The organism is Flintibacter sp. HCN-6482 (genome assembly GCF_037892565.1).
GTDB classification, from domain to species: domain Bacteria; phylum Bacillota; class Clostridia; order Oscillospirales; family Oscillospiraceae; genus Lawsonibacter; species Lawsonibacter aceti.
Genome location: NZ_JBBKBK010000004.1, coordinates 137,001 through 159,546, shown reverse-complemented (window position 1 = coordinate 159,546; position 22,546 = coordinate 137,001). Strand labels below are relative to the sequence as shown.

General features: G+C 59.3%; 19 protein-coding genes. 11 read left to right on the top strand and 8 right to left on the bottom strand.

Annotation, left to right across the window (positions count from 1 at the left end; genetic code table 11):
• Nucleotides 1-118: 118 nt before the first annotated feature.
• The 3 genes from WKS99_RS12335 to WKS99_RS12325 form a co-directional block, all read right to left on the bottom strand.
• Nucleotides 119-388 (bottom strand): ACT domain-containing protein, encoded by a 270-nt coding sequence (locus WKS99_RS12335; protein WP_340406279.1) that lies wholly within the window; start codon nucleotides 386-388, stop codon nucleotides 119-121.
• An 84-nt stretch (nucleotides 389-472) separates the two neighbouring features.
• A complete protein-coding gene (gene yfbR / locus WKS99_RS12330; protein ID WP_186851797.1) occupies nucleotides 473-1,054 on the bottom strand; it encodes a 5'-deoxynucleotidase in 582 nt (193 codons plus the stop codon).
• 125 nt (nucleotides 1,055-1,179) lie between these two features.
• Entirely contained in the window at nucleotides 1,180-1,818 is a 639-nt protein-coding gene (locus WKS99_RS12325) for a helix-turn-helix domain-containing protein (RefSeq protein ID WP_340406276.1), read from the bottom strand.
• 150 nt (nucleotides 1,819-1,968) lie between these two features.
• Between WKS99_RS12325 and WKS99_RS12320 the strand changes: the two genes are divergently transcribed.
• Entirely contained in the window at nucleotides 1,969-2,568 is a 600-nt protein-coding gene (locus WKS99_RS12320) for a TetR/AcrR family transcriptional regulator (protein WP_147573113.1), read from the top strand.
• Between the two features lie 240 nt (nucleotides 2,569-2,808).
• On the top strand, nucleotides 2,809-4,338 hold the full coding sequence (locus WKS99_RS12315) for a sodium/proline symporter (protein ID WP_340406273.1): 1,530 nt from the start codon (nucleotides 2,809-2,811) through the stop codon (nucleotides 4,336-4,338).
• Nucleotides 4,339-4,382: 44 nt separating this feature from the next.
• Here WKS99_RS12315 and WKS99_RS12310 read toward each other — a convergent pair whose 3' ends face one another.
• Genes WKS99_RS12310 through WKS99_RS12295 form a run of 4 tightly spaced genes read right to left on the bottom strand, consistent with a single transcriptional unit; the run spans nucleotide 4,383 to nucleotide 6,560 of the window.
• Nucleotides 4,383-4,664: a hypothetical protein gene (locus WKS99_RS12310; protein WP_147573117.1), complete on the bottom strand. Its 282-nt coding sequence runs from the start codon at nucleotides 4,662-4,664 to the stop codon at nucleotides 4,383-4,385.
• Between the two features lie 29 nt (nucleotides 4,665-4,693).
• Nucleotides 4,694-5,479: a hypothetical protein gene (locus WKS99_RS12305; RefSeq protein WP_147573119.1), complete on the bottom strand. Its 786-nt coding sequence runs from the start codon at nucleotides 5,477-5,479 to the stop codon at nucleotides 4,694-4,696.
• A complete protein-coding gene (locus tag WKS99_RS12300; protein WP_186851801.1) occupies nucleotides 5,479-6,204 on the bottom strand; it encodes an ABC transporter ATP-binding protein in 726 nt (241 codons plus the stop codon). Before WKS99_RS12300 ends, WKS99_RS12305 begins: the two co-directional genes overlap by 1 nt.
• Nucleotides 6,201-6,560, bottom strand: a complete 360-nt coding sequence (locus WKS99_RS12295; RefSeq protein ID WP_262670209.1) for a GntR family transcriptional regulator — start codon at nucleotides 6,558-6,560, stop codon at nucleotides 6,201-6,203. Before WKS99_RS12295 ends, WKS99_RS12300 begins: the two co-directional genes overlap by 4 nt.
• Nucleotides 6,561-6,824: 264 nt before the next feature.
• Between WKS99_RS12295 and WKS99_RS12290 the strand changes: the two genes are divergently transcribed.
• Together WKS99_RS12290 and htpG are read left to right on the top strand one after the other, a co-directional pair.
• Nucleotides 6,825-8,945, top strand: a complete 2,121-nt coding sequence (locus WKS99_RS12290) for a PstS family phosphate ABC transporter substrate-binding protein (protein WP_340406268.1) — start codon at nucleotides 6,825-6,827, stop codon at nucleotides 8,943-8,945.
• A 131-nt stretch (nucleotides 8,946-9,076) separates the two neighbouring features.
• On the top strand, nucleotides 9,077-10,993 hold the full coding sequence (gene htpG, locus WKS99_RS12285; RefSeq protein WP_340406266.1) for a molecular chaperone HtpG: 1,917 nt from the start codon (nucleotides 9,077-9,079) through the stop codon (nucleotides 10,991-10,993).
• A gap of 74 nt (nucleotides 10,994-11,067) precedes the next feature.
• Here the strand turns inward: htpG and WKS99_RS12280 are convergent, their stop codons facing one another.
• Nucleotides 11,068-13,950, bottom strand: coding sequence for a phosphodiester glycosidase family protein (locus WKS99_RS12280; protein ID WP_340406263.1), 2,883 nt, complete (start codon nucleotides 13,948-13,950; stop codon nucleotides 11,068-11,070).
• A 203-nt stretch (nucleotides 13,951-14,153) separates the two neighbouring features.
• Between WKS99_RS12280 and murJ the strand changes: the two genes are divergently transcribed.
• Genes murJ through WKS99_RS12245 form a run of 7 tightly spaced genes read left to right on the top strand, consistent with a single transcriptional unit; the run spans nucleotide 14,154 to nucleotide 22,537 of the window.
• Complete coding sequence (gene murJ, locus WKS99_RS12275; protein WP_340406261.1) at nucleotides 14,154-15,713, top strand: murein biosynthesis integral membrane protein MurJ; 1,560 nt, start codon at nucleotides 14,154-14,156, stop codon at nucleotides 15,711-15,713.
• Between the two features lie 3 nt (nucleotides 15,714-15,716).
• A complete protein-coding gene (locus WKS99_RS12270; protein WP_147573133.1) occupies nucleotides 15,717-17,177 on the top strand; it encodes an O-antigen ligase family protein in 1,461 nt (486 codons plus the stop codon).
• Nucleotides 17,174-18,307, top strand: a complete 1,134-nt coding sequence (locus WKS99_RS12265) for a glycosyltransferase family 4 protein (RefSeq protein ID WP_340406258.1) — start codon at nucleotides 17,174-17,176, stop codon at nucleotides 18,305-18,307. The genes WKS99_RS12270 and WKS99_RS12265 overlap by 4 nt, the downstream gene beginning before the upstream one ends.
• A complete protein-coding gene (locus WKS99_RS12260; RefSeq protein ID WP_262670202.1) occupies nucleotides 18,294-18,800 on the top strand; it encodes a DUF4330 domain-containing protein in 507 nt (168 codons plus the stop codon). Before WKS99_RS12265 ends, WKS99_RS12260 begins: the two co-directional genes overlap by 14 nt.
• Nucleotides 18,797-19,291 (top strand): DUF4330 domain-containing protein, encoded by a 495-nt coding sequence (locus WKS99_RS12255; RefSeq protein WP_147573139.1) that lies wholly within the window; start codon nucleotides 18,797-18,799, stop codon nucleotides 19,289-19,291. The genes WKS99_RS12260 and WKS99_RS12255 overlap by 4 nt, the downstream gene beginning before the upstream one ends.
• A 25-nt stretch (nucleotides 19,292-19,316) precedes the next feature.
• Entirely contained in the window at nucleotides 19,317-21,530 is a 2,214-nt protein-coding gene (gene csaB, locus WKS99_RS12250) for a polysaccharide pyruvyl transferase CsaB (protein ID WP_340406254.1), read from the top strand.
• 53 nt (nucleotides 21,531-21,583) lie between these two features.
• The gene (locus WKS99_RS12245) at nucleotides 21,584-22,537 is read left to right on the top strand and encodes a tRNA dihydrouridine synthase (protein WP_340406252.1); all 954 of its coding nucleotides are present in this window, start codon (nucleotides 21,584-21,586) and stop codon (nucleotides 22,535-22,537) included.
• Nucleotides 22,538-22,546 lie beyond the last annotated feature (9 nt).

Genomic DNA, 22,546 nt, shown 5'->3' with positions numbered 1-22,546 from the left:
CCTTCGCGCGGATTTCCTCTAGGGCAGACCTGGAGCGAAAAGGGGTCCTACATTCGTTCCGGTCCGTCCGCGCCGCGCCGCCGAACTCTGTTCGGCGCGGAAAGGACAGCGCAGGCCATTAGATCCGATGCATCGCGTTAAAAATATCCTCTCGCTGGATGCGGATGGACAGGCCCTGCCCCTGGCCGGCCCGGTCCAGAAGGTCGGACATCTCACCGATAGAGGCGCTACAGGCGGAGGTGTCCACCAGCATGACCATGGTGAAATATTCCTGGAGTACGGTCTGGGAGATGTCCAGAATGTTGATGCTGTGTTGGGCCAGCAGGGAGCAGACGGAGGCGGTGATGCCCACCCGGTCCTTGCCGATGACAGTGACGATAGCCTTCATGACGAATACTTCCTTTCATAGATACTATGTACGCGGAGAGAGGAGCGATTAGAGTGGAGATGTTTGATCTTCATGTACAACGCCTTACTCTTCACTCAGTTCATCGAGGGTCAACTCAAACCCATCTAAAAAGCGATCCATGAAGTACCGGAGAGCGGGGATCTGGTTTTGGCACAGGGCGGCGTAGGTCTGTTCCTTGGCCTTTTTGAACTCGTTGTTGCCCGCCTTGACCTCCTCCACACATTTGAGGTAGGCGGACAGCTTGTCCGCCGCCTTGACCAGGGCACGAACCTGGGGATCGGGGATGGTGAGGGCCTCGTCATAGGCGGGGCGCAGGTCCTCCGGAAGCATGTTCAGCAGCTTCTGCTCCGCCACCGCCTCCACCTGCTTATAGGCGGACTGGATGTCGGGGTTGTCGTACTTGATGGGGGTGGGCATATCGCCGGTGAGGATCTCGCTGGCGTCGTGGTACAGAGCGGCCACCGCCACCTGCCCCGGATCGATCTGGCCCCCAAAGTAGCGGTTTTGGATCACCGCCAGGGCATGTGCCAGGACGGCTACCTGGTGGGAGTGCTCCTGGATGTTTTCCAGCCGGGTATTGCGCATGAGCCCCCAGCGGTTAATGTACCGCATCCGGGAGATCATGGGAAAGAAGTGATGGGACACATCTGGGCCTCCTTAATCAGCGATTTGAAACAAAATTGATTGTAACATAGGCGCCTGGAGATGTAAACTGCTCTTTGAGGGAGAAAGGAAAAAAGAGGCGGCTGCCGCCGCCTCTGCTTAGAGATTTATGGTTTTGCACCCGAGCCCCTTCGCCGGGCACGGATCCCCAGGAAAATCAGGAGAAGGATCAGCGAGCCCCGGAGTATCCCGATAGCGGCGGCAAAATAACTGGCGTAGTAACGAAGCTCCGGATTTGTGAGGATCCAATACAGATAGCGCATTCCTCCAAACAGCCCCCAGGGGGATACAGAGGTGTGAGGGTTGAATACCAGCAGACTGATGGCCACCGCGGTCCACCCCATCCACAGCCAGGGATGCTTTTTACAAAGCAGCAGAGGCAGGCCCAGCAGCATGAGCCCCGCCCCAATCAGGGATACGAGCCCCATACCGCCCAGCACCAGGCCCAGCAGGCCCACGACCTCCAGGGCAGCTCCCGCCTTCTGGACAGGGGAGAACCCTCTCTGTTCCGCCGCATAAACCACCTGTGGCTCCGGGGGAGCGGGGCGTTCCCCCTCCCGTACCAGCTCGTCCACGCTGATCCCGAACAGATCGGCCAGCCGGATCAGCTTGTCCAGATCAGGTACCGCCTGTCCCGTTTCCCACTTGCTGACGCTCTGCCGGGATACGCCCAACTTCTCCGCCAGGTCCAGCTGGGACAGCCCACTGCCTGTGCGCAGCTCATAAATCTTTTGAGATAGCTCCATCCTGGTTTGCTCCTTCTGATTTTAGGTTTGATACAGGCCTGTTTTATGGTATGATTATAGAGGAACGAGGGACAAACGGCAACCAATCTCCCTTGGAAATTCGCGCAACCGGCGGTTGCGCGACTGGATTTTTTCGAAAGGAGCCCCATTATGGCCAAGAAAAACACCCGAAATACCAAGGGACGAATCATCGAAGCGGCCTGGCGTCTGTTTTACCGCCAGGGCTATGACGACACCACCGTGGAGGAGATCATTGCCGAGTCAGGCACCTCCCGGGGGTCCTTCTACCATTATTTTGAAGGGAAGGACGCCTTACTGTCCACGGTGTCCTACCTCTTTGACCAGAAGTATGAGGAACTGATGGCTACCCTGGACCCGGATGGAAACCGCTTTGACCAGCTTATGTACCTGAACCGGGAGCTGTTTGCCATGATTGAAAATTCTGTCTCCCTAGACCTGCTGGCACGGTTATACTCCTCCCAGCTGATCACCCGGGGGGATAAGCATCTGCTGGACCACAACCGTACATATTACAGGCTGCTGCGGCAGATCGTCCTCCAGGGCCAGGAACGCGGGGAGCTGCGGGGAGATGTGACAGTGAACGAGATGGTACGGGTGTACGCCCTGTGCGAGCGGGCCCTGATTTATGACTGGTGCCTGTCAGGTGGGGACTACTCCCTGCTTCAGTATGGAAAGACCATGATGCCCCGTTTTTTCCGGGACTTTCGTGCGGAGGAAGAAAATTTGTAGAATTGTATAAAATTTTAATTCATAAAATGTATAGTAGATAAATAAAGCAATACCAGAGCTTTTATGAAATTCTATGGAAGCATATTCCGGAGTTTATTCTATACTCTGTTCTGTATTTTATTCTGTTCTGACTTGTGGTAGAATACCCATACTGCCCCCATGGGGGACATCGCCTTTCCGGGGGGAGCCGGAAGGGCGGCTGTGTGTAGTAAGGGCGTAACTGCCAAAAGGAGAGAGCGTATGACCACTGAACAGATCTGTATTATGGCCACCATCATCGCGTACCTGTGTTTTGTCATCTTTACCGGGGTGATGATCGGCCGACGTTCCAAAAAGAGTGCCGAGGGCTTCTACTTAGGAGGCCGGGGCATTGGCCCTCTGGTCACCGCAATGAGCGCCGAGGCCAGCGACATGAGCAGCTATCTGCTGATGGGCATCCCAGGCCTGGCCTACTTGTCTGGTGTAGCCGATGCCAGCTGGACCGCGATTGGATTGGCTTTCGGTACTTATTTGAACTTCCTTCTGGTGGCGAAGCGGCTGCGCCGGTACAGCGTCCGCTTGGATGCCATCACCATTCCCAGCTTCATCTCCAAGCGGTATGGGGAGAAGAAGCCCGTCATCATGTGCATCTCTGCTCTTGTTATCCTCATTTTCTTTGTCCCCTATGTGGCCTCCGGCCTGGCGGCCATCGGAAAGCTGTTTAACAGCTTGTTTGGCTGGGACTATATGGTGGCCGTGGTCATTGGTGCCATCGTCATTATCAGCTATACCTCTGTAGGTGGCTTCAGCGCCGTGGCCACCATGGACCTGATTCAGTCCATCATCATGACCATAGCCCTGTGCATTATCGTCATCTTTGGCGTGGTCCAGGCGGGCGGTTTTGACGCCGTTATAGACCATGCCAAGACACTGCCCGGCTTCCTGAGCTTTGGCCAGACCTATAACGAGGCCACCGGTCAGGCCGAGCCTTACGGCCTGCTCCGTATCGTATCCATGATGGCCTGGGGCCTGGGCTATTTCGGGATGCCCCATATTCTGGTGCGTTTTATGGCGATCCGGGATGAAAACGAGCTGAAGCTGTCCCGCCGAATCGCCTCCACCTGGGTGGTCATCTCCATGGCTGTGGCTGTGTTCATTGGTATTGTGGGCCACGCCGTCTCCTCCGCCGGGCGTATCCCCTTCCTGGAGGGCAGCGCCACGGAGACCGTCATCGTCCAGATGTCTAACCTGCTGTCCAAGTATGGCATCTTCCCCGCTGTCGTGGCCGGGTGTATCCTGGCCGGCATCCTGGCGGCCACCATGTCCACAGCCGACAGCCAGCTTCTGGCCGCCTCCTCCGCCTTTTCGGAGAACATCGTCCAGAATGTCTTTGGCGTCAAGCTGACCAATAAGCAGAACATGCTGATTGCCCGGCTCACTGTGGTGGTCATCGCCGTCATCGCCATCTTCCTGGCCGCTGACCCGGACAGCAACGTGTTTAAGATCGTATCCTTTGCCTGGGCCGGCTTCGGCGCCACCTTCGGCCCCGCTATGCTGTGCGCCCTGTTCTGGAGGCGGAGCAACCGGCAGGGCATCATGGCCGGTCTGGTGGTGGGCGCTGTGATGATTTTTGTATGGAAATTCCTCATCTCCCCCATCGGCGGCATCTTCAATATTTATGAGCTGCTACCCGCCTTTGTCTGTGCTACCATTGCCATCGTGGTGGTATCCCTGTTGACGCCCGCCCCGGAGAAAGCGGTGCTGGACGCCTTCGATGACTATAATCAGTAACTATAATAAAACTTCCCGCTGCCAAGCAGCGGGAAGTTTTTATGTCAGTTTTCCTGTTCTTTGGGCTCCCCCTCGATTTCCTCTCCCTCCTCGTCCCGCTTTCGCAACCAGGCGGATACCAGCAGGGTGATGGGGATGGCGGCGCCGAATAGGATAATCTGAAGGGAGCGTGTGAAGTCCCTGCCCACGAACATCCAGGCGACGGCTCCGCCGTAGACCAGGGGGACAATGCAGCCCAAATACCAGTTGGAGGAGCCTCTGCCCCTTACCCAGGCCTGGATGACTACGGCGGCAAAGGCGAGGGTAAAAATGGCCCAGGAATTCACGACAAAACGCTCCTTTCAGCAGTAAAAAGTTACTCCAGATTCAGCTTGTTTTTCAAGATATAGCTGGTGCCCAGAAACATGAGGACGGTGGGGATTAGCAGCAGAGCGATGCCGGCCCATAGGGATAGGTGGCCGTCCAGATTTAGAGCCCAGTTCATCGGATACAGGGATAGGCGGTCCAGCACGTTCAGAATAAGGCTGCCCACGATGTCCAGTCCCATATAAGCAACCACGCTCATCAGTACCCGGTGGCGATGAAACAGGTGGCCAATCGCCATGGATAGATAGACCGAGGTGAATACCATGGCGAAAAATACCAAGATCATGACTAGAAATTCCACTAGGTAGAGAATGGAGTCAGGCTGTTCCATCAGCCCCTGGACGATCATCTTCCAAAAATCGAGATCAAAGAGATCGCTCCACTTTAAGGGCATCATCAAGAACAGGGCTAGCACTGCCACGACGGTATTGACTACGGTGACCACTAAAGCACACAACAACTTAGACAGTACAAGCTGCCATGGGTGGACTGGTAGGGTGTGCATCAGATACCCCTCGTCCCCCAGCAGACCACGGTAAAATCGGGTGAGTACGAACACGACGGAAGCAACAAACATGGAGAACATTACACCAAAAAATAGGGTGATGGAGATGATGGACATCCACTCCTGAGACACCACCCAGTTGGCCCCGCTATCGCTTGAGAAGGGTAGAGTGAAGCGGTTGATCAGGCCAATGATGAGAGCCGCTGGCCAGATGATGGAAAACTGTTTCCACATGGAGCGAAAGTCATATTTCAAAAGTTTGAACAGCATCAGTACAGGCCTCCTTCCATGGGTTGGGTCCGAAAGATTTCACGGAACAGGGCGTCCACGCTCTTGCCCTGCCGCTCCCGGATGTCGTCCACTGTGCTGTGGAGCATAATCCTGCCACTTTTCAGAAAGATCACCTCATCCAGCACCTTCTCAATATCGGCGATCAGGTGGGTGGAGATCAGGACAGTGCCATCCTCGTTGTAGTTGGTCAAAATGGTGTGCAGGATAAAGTCACGGGCAGCCGGGTCTACCCCGGCGATGGGCTCATCCAGCAGATAGAGTCGGGCTTTCCGGGCCATGACCAGCACCAACTGGACCTTTTCCTTGGTGCCCTTAGACATGGACTTCAGCTTATCCTTCGGCTCCACGCCTAGACTGCGGCACATGGCAAGGGCCTTGTCATAGTCGAAGTTTTGGTAGAAATCTCGGAACAGGTCGAAAAGATCCACCGCACGCATCCAGTTGGCAAAATACATCCGGTCGGGTAGATAGCTAACCATGGCCTTGGTTTCTGGCCCAGGGGCCTGACCGTCGATGGTCAGCCCACCGGTGGTGGGCTGGATCAAGCCGCACAGCAGCTTGATTAGAGTAGTTTTGCCACTGCCGTTGGGGCCAAGCAGGCCCACGATCCTCCCCTGGCCTACCTCCAGGTCCACACCGGACAGGGCGGCCTTGTGTCCATAGGCCTTCGACAGGCCGTGACAGACGATCAGTTTTTCGTTCATTGTTCCTCCTCCTTCAGCATCGCCGTGGCCTCTTGCTGGGAGTAGCCCAGCTCTGCCATGGCGTGATAGTATTGGTTGACGACCACATGGGCCTCCGCCCTCCGTACCGCATCCAGTATAGCGGTGTCTTGGGTGACCAGCCGCCCCGCCGTCCGGTCCGCCTTGGCCAGACCGTCCTGCTCCAGCTGGGCCAGGGCCCGCTGCATAGTGTTGGGGTTGACCCCCGCCTCCGCCGCCAGCTCCCGCACTGGGGGCAGCTTGCTCCCAGGGGGATAGACCCCGGTGATGATGCGCCGGGTCATTTGCTCGGCCAGCTGGAGCCAGATGGGCCGGTCGTCATTGAGTTTCCATTCCATAGAGGCTCCCTCCTTGTACTATTGTATTAAGTGATTAGTACAATAATACATTCTGAGGGATTTGTCAAGCCCAAAATAAAAAATTTGTGTCTGTTCTGATTTGTTACCTATGTAACGGGTTTGTAGCCGCTTTGAAAGGAAATAGAGATGTTTTTCTGGGAGTAGGCGGTATAATAGTGTATCATGCCTGCATTTTCCCTTAGTCGAGGGCTTGGAAAAAGAGGTTCCAAACAGGACACGCCTTGTTTGATAAGGAGGATTACAATGAAACAATGGAAAAAACTGCTGCCCGCCCTGCTGTCGCTGGCCCTGCTGGTTTCCTGCGGACCGAAAAGGCCGGGCACCGACACCTCGGTCGGGGATGTGTCCGCCCCTGGCACGGCGGCCCCCTTTGTATTCACCAGAGACAGCCTGCCCCGGCTGGATGGCTCCACCTCCACAGCGCCCATGGCCCAGGCCATGTGCGCGGTACTGCTGGGGGAGGGGCGGGAGCAGGTGGCCGACCTGGTCCAGTTCTCCCGGACCACCCAGTCGTACCGAAATTTGATGGCAGGCGCCGCTGATTTGCTGTTGGCCGCCGAGCCGGCCCCAGAGGTGGCCCAGGAGTTGAAACAGGAGGGGGAGTGGCTGCTGACTCCCTTTGCCACGGACGCGCTGGTGTTTGTGGTCAACGAGGACAATCCGGTGGACAGCCTGACTACCGAGCAGGTGAGAAAGATATACACCGGCCAGATCACCAACTGGAAGGAGGTGGGAGGAGAGGACCTGGACATTATCCCCTTCCAGCGCAACAGCGAGGCTGGGAGCCAGACTCTGATGGAGAAGCTGGTTATGGACGGTCTGGAGATGATGGATGCCCCGGAAGCCTGGGTGCCCGACTCCATGATGGGGCTTCTGGAGGCGGTGCGGGAATATGACAACTCACCCTCCGCCATCGGCTACACCGTGTACTACTACGCCAATGATATGGAGATGGCCAAGGGGCTGAAGGTGCTGACCATCGACGGGGTGTCCCCCTCGGCCGAGGCCATTCAGGCTGGGGAGTACCCATTTTTAAACCCCTACTATGTGGCCATGGCCAAGGACCGGCCCCAGGACGACCCCACCCATATACTGTATGACTGGCTGCTGGGGCCAGATGGCCGGCGGCTGGCGGAGGAGCTGGGCTATGTCCCCGCCTCTGACGCTGGGGAGCCCCTTATCCCGGTAGAGGTGGACTGGTCAAAGCTGGATGAGCAGGAAAAGCCTCTGCCTGATATTGGCGGCCGCTGGTATCAGGAGCGTGTGGAGCAGCTTCGCCCCAGCCAGGAGTATGGTCAGCTCGTCCCCTTCGAGGGGGCGGCGGGCTACTTCTCCTGGCAGGCGGACAACTGGCCGGAAACGCTGATAGGGCTGATGACCACTGGCGGCAAGGTGGTCATGGACCCGGTGTGTAGCGAGATCAGCCGGCTGTATTATACAGATGACGCCGGGGACAGCCAGACCCTTCCAGTGTGGGAGCTGGAGAAGGGGGACCCGGAGCGGGGCAGCCCCGGTAACGGCGCCCTTATCGCCCTGGCAGCGCAGGACGGGAGCTGGGTCACTGAATTTAGGTACTGGGGTGTTAAGGGAACTCCGGTGGGTATTTTCGCGGGGGATGGGCACAAGCTCTATCTGCTGCGTCAGGAGGATGGAACAGAGAAGGCATCCTGGTCATGGGACCAGCTTGGCATCGCCCACCCGGAGAGCTTCCCTTGGTGGTTCGCCGGCGATGTATATGAAAACGCCCAGTGGTACGATGGCGGATTTTTCCTGGGCTTCTGGGGAGAGAACTGGCGTAAAGCCCTTCTTTTGGACCCGGAAACGGGAGAAGTGACCGCTCTGACTGCTCAGGATTGGTGTGATAGGATACAGAAGCGATATCAGGACACTCTCTGGTGGGACAGCAAAACAGACGGCCAGGGCCAGGTCACTCTCACCTATGGGACGGACAGCTTTACCTTCCCCTCCCCCCTGCCGGAGGAGGAATTTCCCTATGTGACCGGCGGGGACCGGGTGATCTTCAACGATACCCAGGGGGACCGGTGCGCTGTGTCCCTGCTGAACGGACAGGAGGTCCTGCCCGCCCAGGACGGCCAGGTAGAGGCCCTCCAGGGGGATGAGGCCAGCTGGCTGGCGGTGCGGAAGGACCAGGGCAGACAGTGGAACATCTACGACTGGAAGGGAGAGCTGTCCTGCACCCTGGAGGGGGAGGAGGACAGCTGGCTCTCCCTGTCCGGTCCCCTGCTGGAGCTGCGCTGCCGGAACTATACGGCCTATTATGAGCCGGAGAGCGGTACCTGTGTGTTCCGTACCTGGTTCTCCCTGGGGGACCGAGGCGGAGAGGCCCAAGAGCCCGCCGGCTGAGAATTGTAAATAATTTTTGAACCCTATTGCATTTTCCGCCTGACTGCGCTATCATATGGTTAGCACTCGGATATAACGAGTGCTAACCATTTTGTTTTCAAAAAATTTTTCATATACGGAGGCAGAAAATCATGGCAAAGAAGCAGTTTAAGGCCGAATCCAAGCGGCTGCTGGACCTGATGGTCAACTCCATCTATACCCATAAGGAGATCTTTCTCCGGGAGCTGATCTCCAACGCCAGCGACGCCGAGGACAAGCTGGCTTACAAATCGCTGACTGACGACACAGTAGAAGTAAAGCGGAAGGACCTGAAGATTACCATCGTCCCGGACAAGCAGATGCGCACCCTGACCATTTCGGACAACGGCATCGGGATGTCCAAGGAGGATTTGGAATCCAACCTGGGCACCATCGCCCGCAGCGGCTCCGGCCAGTTCAAGGCCGGACTGGCCGAAGACGACAAGGCCGCGGACAAGATCGACGTTATCGGCCAGTTCGGCGTGGGCTTTTACTCTGCCTTCATGGTGGCCGACCAGGTCACCGTTATCTCCCGTGCCTGGGGGAGCGAGGAGGCCTGGATGTGGCAGTCTGACGGGGCCGACGGCTATACTGTGACCCAGTGCGAGAAGGACGCCCCCGGTACAGATATCATCATGCATATCAAGGCCAGCGGCGAGGATGAGAACTACGATCAGTATTTGGAGACTTATAAATTACAGGAACTTATCAAGAAATACTCCGATTATATCCGCTATCCCATTGTCATGGAGGTAGAGGACTATAGGAGGAAGGACAAGCCCGCTGACGCCCCCGAGGACTACAAACCGGAATGGGAGACCGTCAAGGAGTGGAAGACCCTCAACTCCATGGTCCCCCTGTGGCAGCGGCAGAAGTCCAAGGTGAAGCCGGAGGAGTACAACGCCTTCTATAAGGAGAAATTCGGAGATTGGCAGGATCCCCTGGCCGTCATCCACACCAGTGCTGAGGGGGCTGTGACCTATAAGGCCATGCTCTATATCCCCGCCCAGACGCCCTACGACTTCTATACAAGGGAGTATCAGAAGGGGCTCCAGCTCTATTCCTCCGGCGTGCTCATCATGGACAAGTGCGCCGACCTGCTGCCCGACCACTTCCGCTTCGTGCGGGGCGTAGTGGACTCCGCCGATTTTTCCCTGAACATCAGCCGGGAGGTGCTGCAGCACACCCGTCAGCTAAAGGTTATCGCCACCGCCCTGGAGAAAAAAATCAAGTCCGAGCTGCTGAAGATGCAAAAGGAAGACCGGGAGAAGTATGAGAAGTTCTGGGCCGCCTTCGGCACCCAGCTAAAATACGGCGTGGTGGCGGAATACGGCGCTCACAAGGAGATGCTTCAGGATCTGCTGCTGTTCTGGTCCTCCAAGGAGGGGAAGAACACCACCCTGGCCGCCTATCAGGACCGCATGCCTGAGGACCAGCCTTACTACTACTACGCCTGCGGCGAGAGCGTGGACAAGATCGCCAAGCTGCCCCAGGTGGAGCGCATCCTGGACAAGGGTTATGAGATCCTGTACTGCACCGAGGACGTGGATGACTTTGTCATGAAGGCCCTGGGTGAGGTGAACGGCAAGCAGTTCAAATCTGTCAGCGATGAGGACGCCCTCCCCCAGACGGAGGAGGAGAAGAAGGCGGCCGAAGAGAAGGCCGAAGCGGGTAAGGATGTGCTGGAGGCGGTGAAGGAGGCCTTGGGCGACCAGGTAAAGAACGTCCGCGTCTCCTCTATCTTGAAGTCTGGCGCCTGCTGTCTGTCAGCCGACGGCCCTGTTTCTTTGGAGATGGAAAAGTATATGAGCAAGCTGGAGGGGAGCGACCACCCCAAGGCCGACCGGGTGCTGGAGCTCAACCCCGATGCCGCCCCCTTCGCCGCCATCAAGAAGGCGGTGGACGCTGGGGATAAGGATACTGTGGCCAAGTATGCCAAGCTGCTCTACGGCCAGTCCCTGCTGATGGCGGGCCTGCCTCTGGAGGACCCGGCGGAGTATGCCCAGATGGTCTGCTCTCTGATGGTCTAAGGGACGAAACGATAAGAAAAAGCCAGCCATGGAGGTTTGCTCCATGGCTGGCTTTCTGCTGTTTGGAGGGCCCGTCAATTCACAGTCAAGTAGTCAGCGGACACATAGCCGATGGCGGCCTGTCCGGCCCGGTTGAGATAGAGGACCTGATACCACCCGGCCTCCTGGCCCAGAATTACCACACAGGTCCCGTTGTCCAGCCCGCCGATGACGGGCCGGTCGGAGCCTGGGCCAGAGCGGACGTTAAGACCCAGCTCCGCGTCAGTGACCGTGCCGGTCTGGGCGGCCTGCTGGCAGAGAACGGTACAGCTGGCGGACAGGCCGTTCCAGCTGGCCGTGATGGTGACAGAGGCGGTGCCTGTCCCAGCGTAAAGATTGGTCACCGCGCCTTTGGAGGAGACAGGAGCGGCGGAGGGATCGCTGCTGGTCCAGGAGATCTCCGCTCCCTCCCAGGCCGGGGCGAGGGAGGCAGTGAGCGGGACGCTCTCACCGGACTTTAGAGTGACCTCGTTGTGGTCCAGGGTCAGCGTATACTGGCTGGGGTCGGGGAGCTGGGGCTCTATGGGCTCCTCAGGATCGACGGGGCCCTCTGGGTCCACCGGCTCCTCAGGCTCCACGGGATCTACCGGCTCCTCCGGGCCGGTGGGCACATCCTGAATGGGGGTATAGGTGAGGGCCTTATAGAGTAGGGCGGCCATCTCGGCACGGGTCAGATAGCCTTGGGGATCGATGCCGTCGCCCTTGCCGCTGATCACGCCTTGGGCGACCAGAGTGGCGGTATGTCCCTTGGCGTAGTCGGCGATCCGGTCACGGTCGGCGAACTGGTCCAGAACAGACAAGCTGGCGTCTGGGCAGTCCTTGCCCAGCAGAGGAAGGACCTGGCGCAAGATGGTAAAAGCCTGCTCCCGGGTAATGGGGGCGCCTGGAGAATAGGCGCCGTCCCCGGTGCCGGAGGCTAGGCCTACGCTCTGGCCCCAGGACAGGGCGGTATAGTAGTAATCAGTGGGAGCTACATCGGTGAAGGTGCAGTCCTGGGTGACGGCAGGCTTGCCCATGGCATTGTACAGCATCAGCATGAAATCGCCTCGGCGGATCTGGAGGTCACGGCCAAACTCAGTAGCGGAGATGCCGCCCACGATGCCGTGGGTGTAGCAGTAATCCACGGCGGTATAGGCCCAGTGGTCCTCCGTCACATCGGTATGGACATTGGTCATGGAAATTGCGATGGTCTGGGTCTTTCCGCCAGCAGAGGCGGTAATGGAGCCGGTGCCCCCAGTCTTGGAGGCGGTGAACAGACCGTTCTCATCCACGGTCCCCACGTCCCCCTCTGTGGTCCAGGTGACGGCGGTCCAGTCCCGGAGGGCGGTGCGGCCCCAGTAACTGCCGGTGACGGCCAGTTGGACCTGTTCTCCAGGCTCAACAGACAGAGAAGTGATGGGAGAGGCGCTGCCCTCCTTGGAAATGACCAGTTCAGTCAGGTGGTCCACCACATGGATCTGGGCCTCTCCCTCTACATCCAGGTCCCTGGAGCGCAGACGGAGGGTGTCGGTGCCGGCCCTGTCGCCGGCGGTGTATACCCCGTCCTCCACTTCGCCCAGGTCCTCCCTGGAGGTGATGGTCAGGTCACGGAGCTCTCGGTCCAGAAGGTTCAGCCCTTCGTCCAGCACAGCGGCATCCGGCAGGGTGAGGGAGGTGCCCGTCAGAAGGGTGAGGCCGTTTTGCGTCAGGGCCAGCCGGTCTGGCCGGCCGTCCCCCTCCTGGTCTGTGACCAGCAGCAGATAGGTGGCGCAGCTTCGGGGCTTGCCGTCAGAGGGCAGGTTGAGAACAGCGGGCCCCGTCTGTCCCGGCAGCCAGAGGGAGATGGCGGTGGAGCCGCCCCCATCCAGATTGACGGCCCAGACGCAGCCCCGCCGGATCATCTCCTCCGCCAGATCCTTCTGGGACAGGCCGGAGGAGTAGCCGGACTGGCGGCCATCCACGGCGTAGACCAGCAGAGTGCCGTCCTCCTTCATGCCCAGGGCGGTCCTGGGCTGACGGCCGTCCTTGGCATAGGTCCACTGGGATGAGTCAGTAAGCTGGCCGTCCCACACCATAATGTCCCCCACACCTCCGGCCCACTGGGCATGAGATAGGGCCTCATCCTCGCAGGAGGTGGTCAGGGTGATCCGGTCGCCCACCTGGAAGGACTGAAAGACGGACAGATAGCCGGAGGCATCGGCGGCGGTAAGGATGTACTCCCCATCGCCAATGGCGAGGGGCTGGTCAGACTGGAGCAGCTCCGTCACCTCCAGCTCCAGGGTGCTATTGACCGTGAGGGGCTCGTCCTCCTCCATCAGAGCCATCCGTACATACCAGCCAGGGGTGGAGGTACGGGTGGACACAGCGGAGAAGTCCTGGTTGAGCAGGTAGATGCCCCCTGACTCGCTGCGCCATTTATTCAGGTGGGAGGGCTTCACCGTGCTGTTGTCCCGCTGGTTGACCAGAGTGAGGGATACCGACGGCCCATCTACCAGGGAGACTTGACCATCGGTGATGATCATGGCGTCCTCGTGCTCCGGGCTGGACTTGTAGACACCGTCCTCGATGACGATGCCGATGGGCACGCCGGAGGCGGTGGAGAAGAAGTCGGTGTTTACCGCGCCTAGTACATGGTAACCCAGCTCCTGGGCATAGGTGACAGCTCGGTTGATGGTGGCGGCGCCGTAAACAGTGCCAGCAGCCTGAAGCAGGATGGGGTAGGCGTCGCTGTCCTTCTCCAGCTCCAGGGAAAAGCTCTCCACCCGGCGCTCGCTGTTGTCGGTGATGGTGTTGCGGTAAGTCAGACCATCCACCAGGTCGATGGAGGTCTGCAGCTTCTGTTCCCCAGCGTGGGCATAGACGGTGGGGAGGGCCAGCGCCAGGGCTAGGACCAGGGCGGCCGCCCGGCGGGATAGGGATCTGACGGTATGTTTTTTCATGGGTACTCCTTTGTAATATGTAAACCGATTGAATATGGCCTATTATAGCAGACACAAAAATCGGATTCAATGGAAAAAGAAAGAAAGTTGCGGGAAAGGAGATGTTTACAAATCGTTCAGGATCAGATGGTTGAAAAAGGGATATTCTTGGTGTACAATAAATCAGTTGTACTAATATTGCGCAGGGAACGGAGGAAGAAGCCTTGGAGGATCGGCACAGCGCCACAAGGACGATCAGCGCCGTCATGGCCATCACTCTGCTGGGAAAAGTGATGGGACTGTACCGGGACCACCTGCTGGCCGTGCATTACGGTATGGGTATGGAGGCCAACGCCTTCTATACCGCCAGCCGAATCCCACGGGTATTCTTTGACGCGGTATTCGCCTCGGCCATCGCCGCTTGCTTTATCCCGGTGTTCAGCGAGTATCTGGAACAGAAGGGAAAGAAGGAGGCCTACCGCTTCGCGGGCTGCTTTATTACCATCATCGCCCTGCTCACCGGCGTTCTTACCTTGGCGGGGATGGCCTTTCCCCAGCCGTTGGTGGCCCTCTTTGCCGACTATGAGGACCCACAGACTACGGCCCTGGCAATTTCTTTGACTAGGACCATGTTTCCCACGGTTCTGTTTTCCGGCGTGGCCTTCTCCTTGGTCGGAGTGCTCCAGGCCCAGGACCACTTCACCGCCCCCGCCCTCATGTCCGCCCTATCCAACCTGGTTATTATCGCCTACTTTCTGTTTCTGGACCAGTCTATGGGCATCTATGGTCTGGCGCTGGCCTATCTGTTGGGCTGGTTCCTCCAGGGGCTGATCCAGGTCCCGCCGCTTAGGAGGCTGGGCTACCAGTATCGGCCGGGATTGGACTTCCGGTCTCCGGGGATGAAAAAGGTGTTTGCGCTGATGGGGCCGGTGATGGTGTCCACCTGGGTCCAGCCCATCAATCTGGTCATCAATTCCCGATTCGGTTCCCGGCTATACGGGGGGGCGGGTGTGTCCGCTATGGAGTATTCCACCAACCTGTATCTGGTTATTGCCGGTACCTTTATCCTGTCGATCACCAATGTGATCTTCCCTAAGCTGTCCCGGCTCACCGCCGGCGGACAGCAGGGGGATTTCCGGGATACCCTCCGCCAGACCGTCCACAGCAGTTTGTTTTTCGTACTGCCCATGGCCGCGGGGCTGATGGCGGTAGCCAGACCCCTGGTGTCCTTCCTCTACGGAGGGGGGGAGTTTGGGCAGCGGGCAGTGGAAGTCACCGCCAGCGCCCTATCCTGGATATCCCTGGGCATGGCGGGCTATGCGCTTCAGAATATTCTAAGCCGGGCCTACTTCGCTCGGCAGCAGGGGAGAGGGCCCCTGGTAGCGGGCACCCTGTCCATCGGGGTGAATCTCCTGCTGTGCATGGCCTTGGTCGGCCCGCTGGAGGTCCGGGGGCTGGCCATCGCCTCCGCGGTCTCCTCCACGGTGTACGCGCTGCTGCTGATCGTTCCCATGGAGCGGGAAGGTCAGGGATTCCTGGACCGGGCCCTGTGCCTGGACTTCTTCAAAATGCTGGCTGCCGCCGCGGTTACGGGGCTGACCGCTTGGCTGCTTTTGGGATGGCTTGGATCGGTCCTGCCTGCCGGAAAGATGGGGGAGCTGCTCTCCCTGGCCCTGTGCGCCGGAGGCGGCGTGGCCGTCTATTTCGGCGTTACCCTGTCCATGGGCATGGAGGAGGCCGCCATGACGGCGGCCCTGATCAAACGTCTATTAAAGAGAGGATAAGGGATGGAACAGATGAAGCAAGTGTTGTCCGCCAGCCTGGTCTGGCGGTGGCTGACGGCGGTATGCCTGTGGTTTAGCCGCCAATGGGAGCGGAGCGGACTGGTCCAGTGGTTCCTCCACCCGGCGGGGTGGAATAGAGCCTCGTCCGAGCGGAGCGTCTTTTTCAAGCTCTGGTCCCTGGTGCGGAGGGGCCTGTGCTGGCTCTACGATAAGCTGAGGCTGGAAAAGCTCTTTGCCGGGAGCATCTTTACCAGAACCTGGCTGTGGTGCGCGATCCCGGTGGTGCTGGCCCCGATGCTGGCCGTGTCCCGCCCCTCTCTGATAACCATGGGGCTGGCGGCTATCGGCTATGCCTCTCTGCTGCTCAATTTGGTCCGGGACAGGGAGCGTCAGTTGGCCTGGTCCCCAGTCAACAAGTATATCATCCTCTACGCCGGCGTTTATCTGGCGGGCACTCTTTTCTCGGTGGACCTTGAGAGCAGCCTTCAGCCCGGCCTGCTGTCGGTGGCCTTCATTCTGTTCTCTATCGTGCTGTACAACGGGGTGACCAACCGAAACCAGTTGGACACGCTGGTGGCCCTGATGGTGCTGGCTGGGGCCATCGTGTCCGCTTACGGCATCCTCCAGTATATCTTCCGCTGGGGCTACCAGTCCGCCGCCTGGGTGGACAGCGATATGTTCTCCAGTATCCAGTTCCGGGTGCCCTCCACCTTGGAGAATCCCAATATGCTGGGGCAGTATCTGATCCTGCTTATCCCACTGGGGGGAGCCAAGCTGCTGGGGGCCAAGGACTGGCTGAACCGGGTCTTTTACCTCGCCTGCTGCTCTGTCATGTGCGTTTGCATGATCCTCACCTTCTCCAGAGGGGCCTGGCTGGGGCTCCTGTTCGCGGGGCTGGTCTTTGTCCTGCTCCTCAATCCCAGACTGCTCCTGCTGGCCCCCTTTGTCATGGTAGCCCTCTATTTCGTCCTACCGGATACGGTGATCTCCCGGTTTACCAGTATCGGAAACCTCACTGATAACTCCACCTCCTACCGGGTGTATATCTGGATAGGCGTACTGGCCATGCTGAAGGATTACTGGCTGTGTGGTATTGGGCCGGGGGACGGGGCCTTCAACATGGTCTATCCCGCTTACAGCTATAACACCATTGTGGCCCCCCACTCCCATAACCTATTCCTCCAGATGGTGTGCGACGCGGGTATCTGTGCCCTGGTGGTCTTTCTTCTGCTGCTGTTCAACTTCTTCCGGGATATGTGCTCTGCCATCGGCAAGGAAAAGAACTGGACCAGCCGGGTTCTTCAAATCGGCATTACGGCCGGAGTATGCGGCTTTATGGTCCAGGCCATGACGGATTACTCCTTCTATAACTACCGAGTCATGTTCCTGTTTTGGGCTTATCTGGCCCTGGGCGGTCTGGCTGCCCGGCGGGGGCAGCTCCCGGAGGGGAGGCTGCTGGTATGATCCGTGTGCTGAACATCATCAGTGATACCAATATCGGCGGGGCGGGCCGGGTCATCCTGAACTATTTGAGCTATGCCGACCGCTCCCAATATGAAACGATGGTGGCCATCCCCAGGGGAAGCATGTTAAAGGAGCCCTTGGAACAGGCGGGCGCCCAGGTCTACGAGGTGGACGGCATGGCGGACCGCTCTTACCACAGGGACGATGTGAAAGTGCTCAAAGAGCTGATCAGGCGGATCAAGCCCGATCTGGTCCACACCCATGGGGCCCTGTCGGGCCGCATCGCCGCCAAGGGCCTCCATGTACCTGTGGTGTACAGCCGGCACTCTGCCTTCCCGGTCCCGGCCAAGATAAAGTATCCGCCCGGCCGTTGGGTCAACAAGCTGGTCAACGAGCACTTTGCCGACCATATCATCGCCGTCAGCCCGGCTACCCGGGACAACCTGACCGAGGGGGGGATTTCCCCCAAAAAGATTACCGTGGTGATGAACGGCGTGGCCCCGGTGGAGGAGACCGGGCCAGAGGACCGCGCCAAGCTCCGGCAGGCGCTTTCCATCCCTCCGGACACGGTGGTATTCGGCATCCTGGCCCGGATCGAGGACTATAAGGGCCACCTGTATTTGGTTCACGCCGCAAAGCTGTTAAAGGAGCAAGGGCGCAGCGGCTTCCGGGTCCTCATCGCCGGTACTGGCTCCTTTGAGGAAGATGTGGCCCGGGCTGTGGTGGAGATGGGCGTGGAAGACGTGGTCCAGATGCTGGGCTTCCGCGCCGACGTGGCCGCCCTGCTGAATATCCTGGACGTGCAGCTCAACGCCTCCTACGGCACCGAGGCCACCAGCCTGGCCCTGCTGGAGGGGATGAGCCTGGGCCTGCCCACCATCGCCAGCGACTACGGGGGAAACCCCTGGCTGGTGACCGATGGGGAGAACGGCCTGCTATTTCCAAGCCGAGACAGCCAGAGCATGGCCAAGGCCATGGCCCATCTGATGGATAGGCCGGAGGAGCGCCGGGAGATGGGCCGTCAGGCCAGAGAGCGGTTCCAAACCAGCTTTACCGGTCAGGTGTTTGCCAAAAATATTGAGAACGTCTACCAAGGCGTGCTGAAAGGAGATCCTCATGGAAGAAAATAAGTACAAATTCCGTCTGCGGCTCAATCTGTTTGATGGCATCATTTTGGTGGTGGCCCTGGCGGTGGCCGCGGTCCTGCTGTGGATGGCCGTAAAGCCCCAGGCCGTTTCCAACGAGTCGTCAACTGCCGCCGCTACGGTCCGGTACACTATCCGCTTTCAGCGATGGATCGAAGGGACCGGCTCCATCATTCAGCCGGGGGACAAGCTGGTAGACAACATCAAGAACAATGAACTGGGCCAGGTGGTGTCCACCCAGGCGGTCCCCGCCCAGACACAGCTTCTGGACCAGGAGAGCCACAGCTATGTACTGGCCGACGTGCCAGGCTATGAGGATATCCTTGTAACGGTAGAGGCCCCCTGTACAGTCAGCGAGGAGGCGGTCATCCTGGGCAGCAATTTCCAACTGCTGGTGGGGTCCACCGCCTATATCCGGGGCGAGGGCTATATGGCCAGCGGCCCCATTATCTCCATTGAACGGGAGGGACAGGAATGAAGCTCATTGACCGGGAGGGCCGGCTGTTCGGCAAGATCAGTATTATCGACGTGCTGGTCCTGGCTGTCGTTATCGTGATGGCTGTGGCCCTGTATGTAAAGACGAATCACCGTGAGATCACCAGCACCACCACCTCGGACACCCCCTTTACTTACCAAATCCTGGTCAGCGGGGTCCGGGGCTATGTGGCCGACGCCATCCGGGAGAAGGACATGCTGTATGACGTGGACAACAGCAGCGGCGGTGCCCTGGGAGAGATCACTGACATTCAGGTGATGGAGGGGGCCAAGCTGGCCGAGTATGACGACGGCACCATGGAGATGACTCCCGTGGAGGACGGCGTCAACCTGCTGCTTACCGTAGAGGGCAGGGGCATCATCAGCGACGGCCGCTATCTAGTCAACCGGGTGTACGACCTTGGTGTCAACTCCGCCCGCAACTACCACACGCCCTATGCCCAGTTCACCGGAACAGTGGTAGCCATCGATTGAATATGACCTGGAGAGGAGGGAACCAATGAAGATCCTCATGGCCACCATGGGCATGAACATCGGTGGGGCGGAGACACATATCCTGGAGCTGTCCAAGGAGCTGAAGCACCAGGGGCACGATGTTATCATCGTATCCAATGGAGGTGTCTATGTGCCGGAGATCGAGGCGGCCGGCATCCGCCACTACCAGGCGCCCATGCACCGCCGGGGCTTTCGGGAGATGCGCCGTTCCCGGACCATTCTCCGTGACATCATTAGCAGGGAGAGGCCGGACGTGGTCCATGCCCATGCCCGGATCCCGGCGTTCCTGTGCGGCAGCCTGCAAAAACGGATGGGGTTTCCCTTTGTGACCACTGCCCACTGGGTCTTTGATACCAGCGGCATCCTGCGCTATCTGACCAACTGGGGCCAGCGGACCGTGGCGGTGTCCGAGGATATCAAGGAGTACCTGATCCGGGAGTACGGTCTGCCCCCGGAGCATATCTCTGTGACCATCAACGGCATCGATACAGAGAAGTTCTCCCCCGCTGTTTCGGGGGAGCGGGTCATCCGGGAGTTCGGGCTGGACGCCTCCCGGCCCATCCTCTCTTATGTCAGCCGGATGGATGCCGACCGGGCTCTGGTGGCCCGGCAGCTCATCCAGATCGCTCCGGAGCTGGATCGGGCTATCCCCGGCATCCAACTGCTCATCGCCGGGGGCGGCAACGTCTTTGACGAGCTGAAGGCGCTGGCCAATCAGACCAATCAAAGGCTGGGCCGCAACTGTATTACCATGACAGGCCCCCGGACAGACATCAACGAGATCGTGGCCGCTGGCGACCTTTTTGTGGGGGTATCTCGGGCGGCGCTGGAGGCCATGTCCGCCGCCAAGCCTGTCATCGTGGCGGGCAACGAGGGTTATCACGGCCTGTTTGGCCCGGACAAGCTGGCCGAGGCACAGGCGGGCAACTTCTGCTGCCGAGGCCTGCCTGTGTCGAGACCGGAGACCTTGCTGGCCGATGTGTCTGCGGCGTTCTCCCTGACGCGGGAGGAGCGGGAGCGGTTGGGGGCCTATGGCCGCCAGGTCATCTTTGACCACTATTCCGTCCGCCGCATGGCCAGTGACTGTCTAACCATGTATGAGCAGGTCCGCCGCCGGAAATATCGGGTAGTTATGAGCGGCTACTACGGCTTTTCCAACGCTGGGGACGACGCCATTTTGGAGTCCATCCAGCAGGCCATCCATGAGGCCAGCGACGAGGTGGCCGTCACCGTCCTGTCCAATGACCCGGACCTGACCCGGCGGCAGTACGGGCTGGATGCCATTCCCAGATTTCGAATGTGGCGGGTATTCTCCGCCCTGCGCCGAAGTGACGCCCTGCTGTCCGGGGGAGGAAGTCTGCTCCAGGACACCACCTCCACCCGGTCCCTGTTTTACTATCTGTCTGTCATCCGCTGCGCCGAGCTGCTGGGCAAGCCGGTGATGCTGTACGCCAACGGTATCGGTCCGGTCCATAAGCCGGCCAACCGCCGGAGGGTGAAGCGGGTGGTGGAGCGGGCCGCCCTGGTCACCCTAAGGGACCACAGCTCCGCCAGGGAGTTGCGGGACATGGGCGTGACGCGGGACGATATCAGAGTTACCGCCGACCCGGTGTTCCACCTGGCCCCTGCGGGGGAGGCGCGGTGCGCCCAGCTTCTGTCCGGCACCGGCATTCCAAACGGCAGGCCTTTTGTGGCGGTGTCCGTCCGTGGCTGGCCCGGTACGGGAGAGTTTCCCAGGGAGCTGGCCCGGCTGTGCGACCACCTGTACCAGGCCCATGGTCTGGAGATGCTCTTTTTGCTCATGCAGCCCGATAAGGACCGGGAGGCCACCCGGCAGGTGAGAGAGCGGATGAGCACTCCCTCCTATGTGCTGGATGCTCCCTGTACCCCACGGGAGCTGATGGGGGTGCTGGGGAAGGCGAAGCTCTGTCTGGCCATGCGCCTGCACACCCTGATCTTCGCCGCCCGGATGGCGGTACCCTCCATGGGACTGGTCTACGACCCCAAGGTGGACAGCTACCTGCGGGAGCTGGACCTGCCGGCGGCCGGAAATGTAGACCAATTTGACGGAGGAGAGGCCATCCGCCGGGCGGACCAGATGCTGGCCGACTACGACGGGGTACTGTACCGGCTGAAGATACGATCCGGGGAGCTGGCACAAGAGGCCAGAGAGAATGAGCGGCTGCTGCTGAAGCTGCTGGAAGAGAGTAAGCGGTAAAGACAGCGGGGGTCGGGCCTGTGTCCCAGCCCCCGCTTTTTGAAGGGAACGCTATGGAATACTACTTTGCCCCTATGGAGGGGATCACCGGCGGGGAGTTCCGCCGGGTCCACCACCGACACTTTTTCGGGGTGGACAAATACTATATGCCCTTTATCAGTCCCACCAGGGAGCACCTGTTCACCCAGCGGGAGCGGCGGAATATAGACCCGGAGGTCAACCGGGGCATCCCGGCAGTCCCCCAGCTTCTGACCAAAAGCGCCGAAGACTTCCTCTGGGCGGCTAATGCTCTGGGAGAGATGGGATATGAGGAGGTCAACTTGAACCTGGGCTGCCCCTCCGGCACCGTGGTAGCGAAAGGAAAAGGGGCGGGGATGCTGGCCCATCCTGAGGAGCTGGACCGATTTTTAGATCAGGTATTTGGCGGCGTCCGGGTGAAGGTGTCGGTCAAGACAAGGCTGGGTCTGGGGTCGCCGGAGGAGTTTGGACCTCTCCTGGAGATATTCGAAAAATACCCCCTCCATCTGCTCATCATTCATCCCCGTGTGCGGAAAGATTTTTATTCCGAGCCTGTTCGGATCGAGGCATTTTCCAGGGCGCTGGAGATGTACAGCGGGCCTGTGTGCTACAATGGCGGGCTGGTGACGGCGGAGGGATGCTGCCGTTTTCAGGAGCGATTCCCCCAGGTGGATCGGGTAATGATCGGACAGGGGCTGCTGGCTGACCCGGCCCTGGCGGCCAAGGCCAAGGGGGAACCGCCGCCGGACAGGAAAGTTCTGCGGGCCTTCCACGACGGGCTGTATCAGACCTATTTGGAGGCCTTCGGCAGCCAGCGCAATACGGTGTTCCACATGAAGGAGCTGTGGAGCTACCTGTGTCGTCTGTTCGAGGGCGGGGACAGACTGTTCAAGGACATCAGAAAGGCCCAGGACAGCAGGGACTATGAAGGGGCCGTGGCCCGTGTCTTTGGGGAACTGCCCATGCGCAAGGACGCGCTATGGGAATAAAAGGGGACC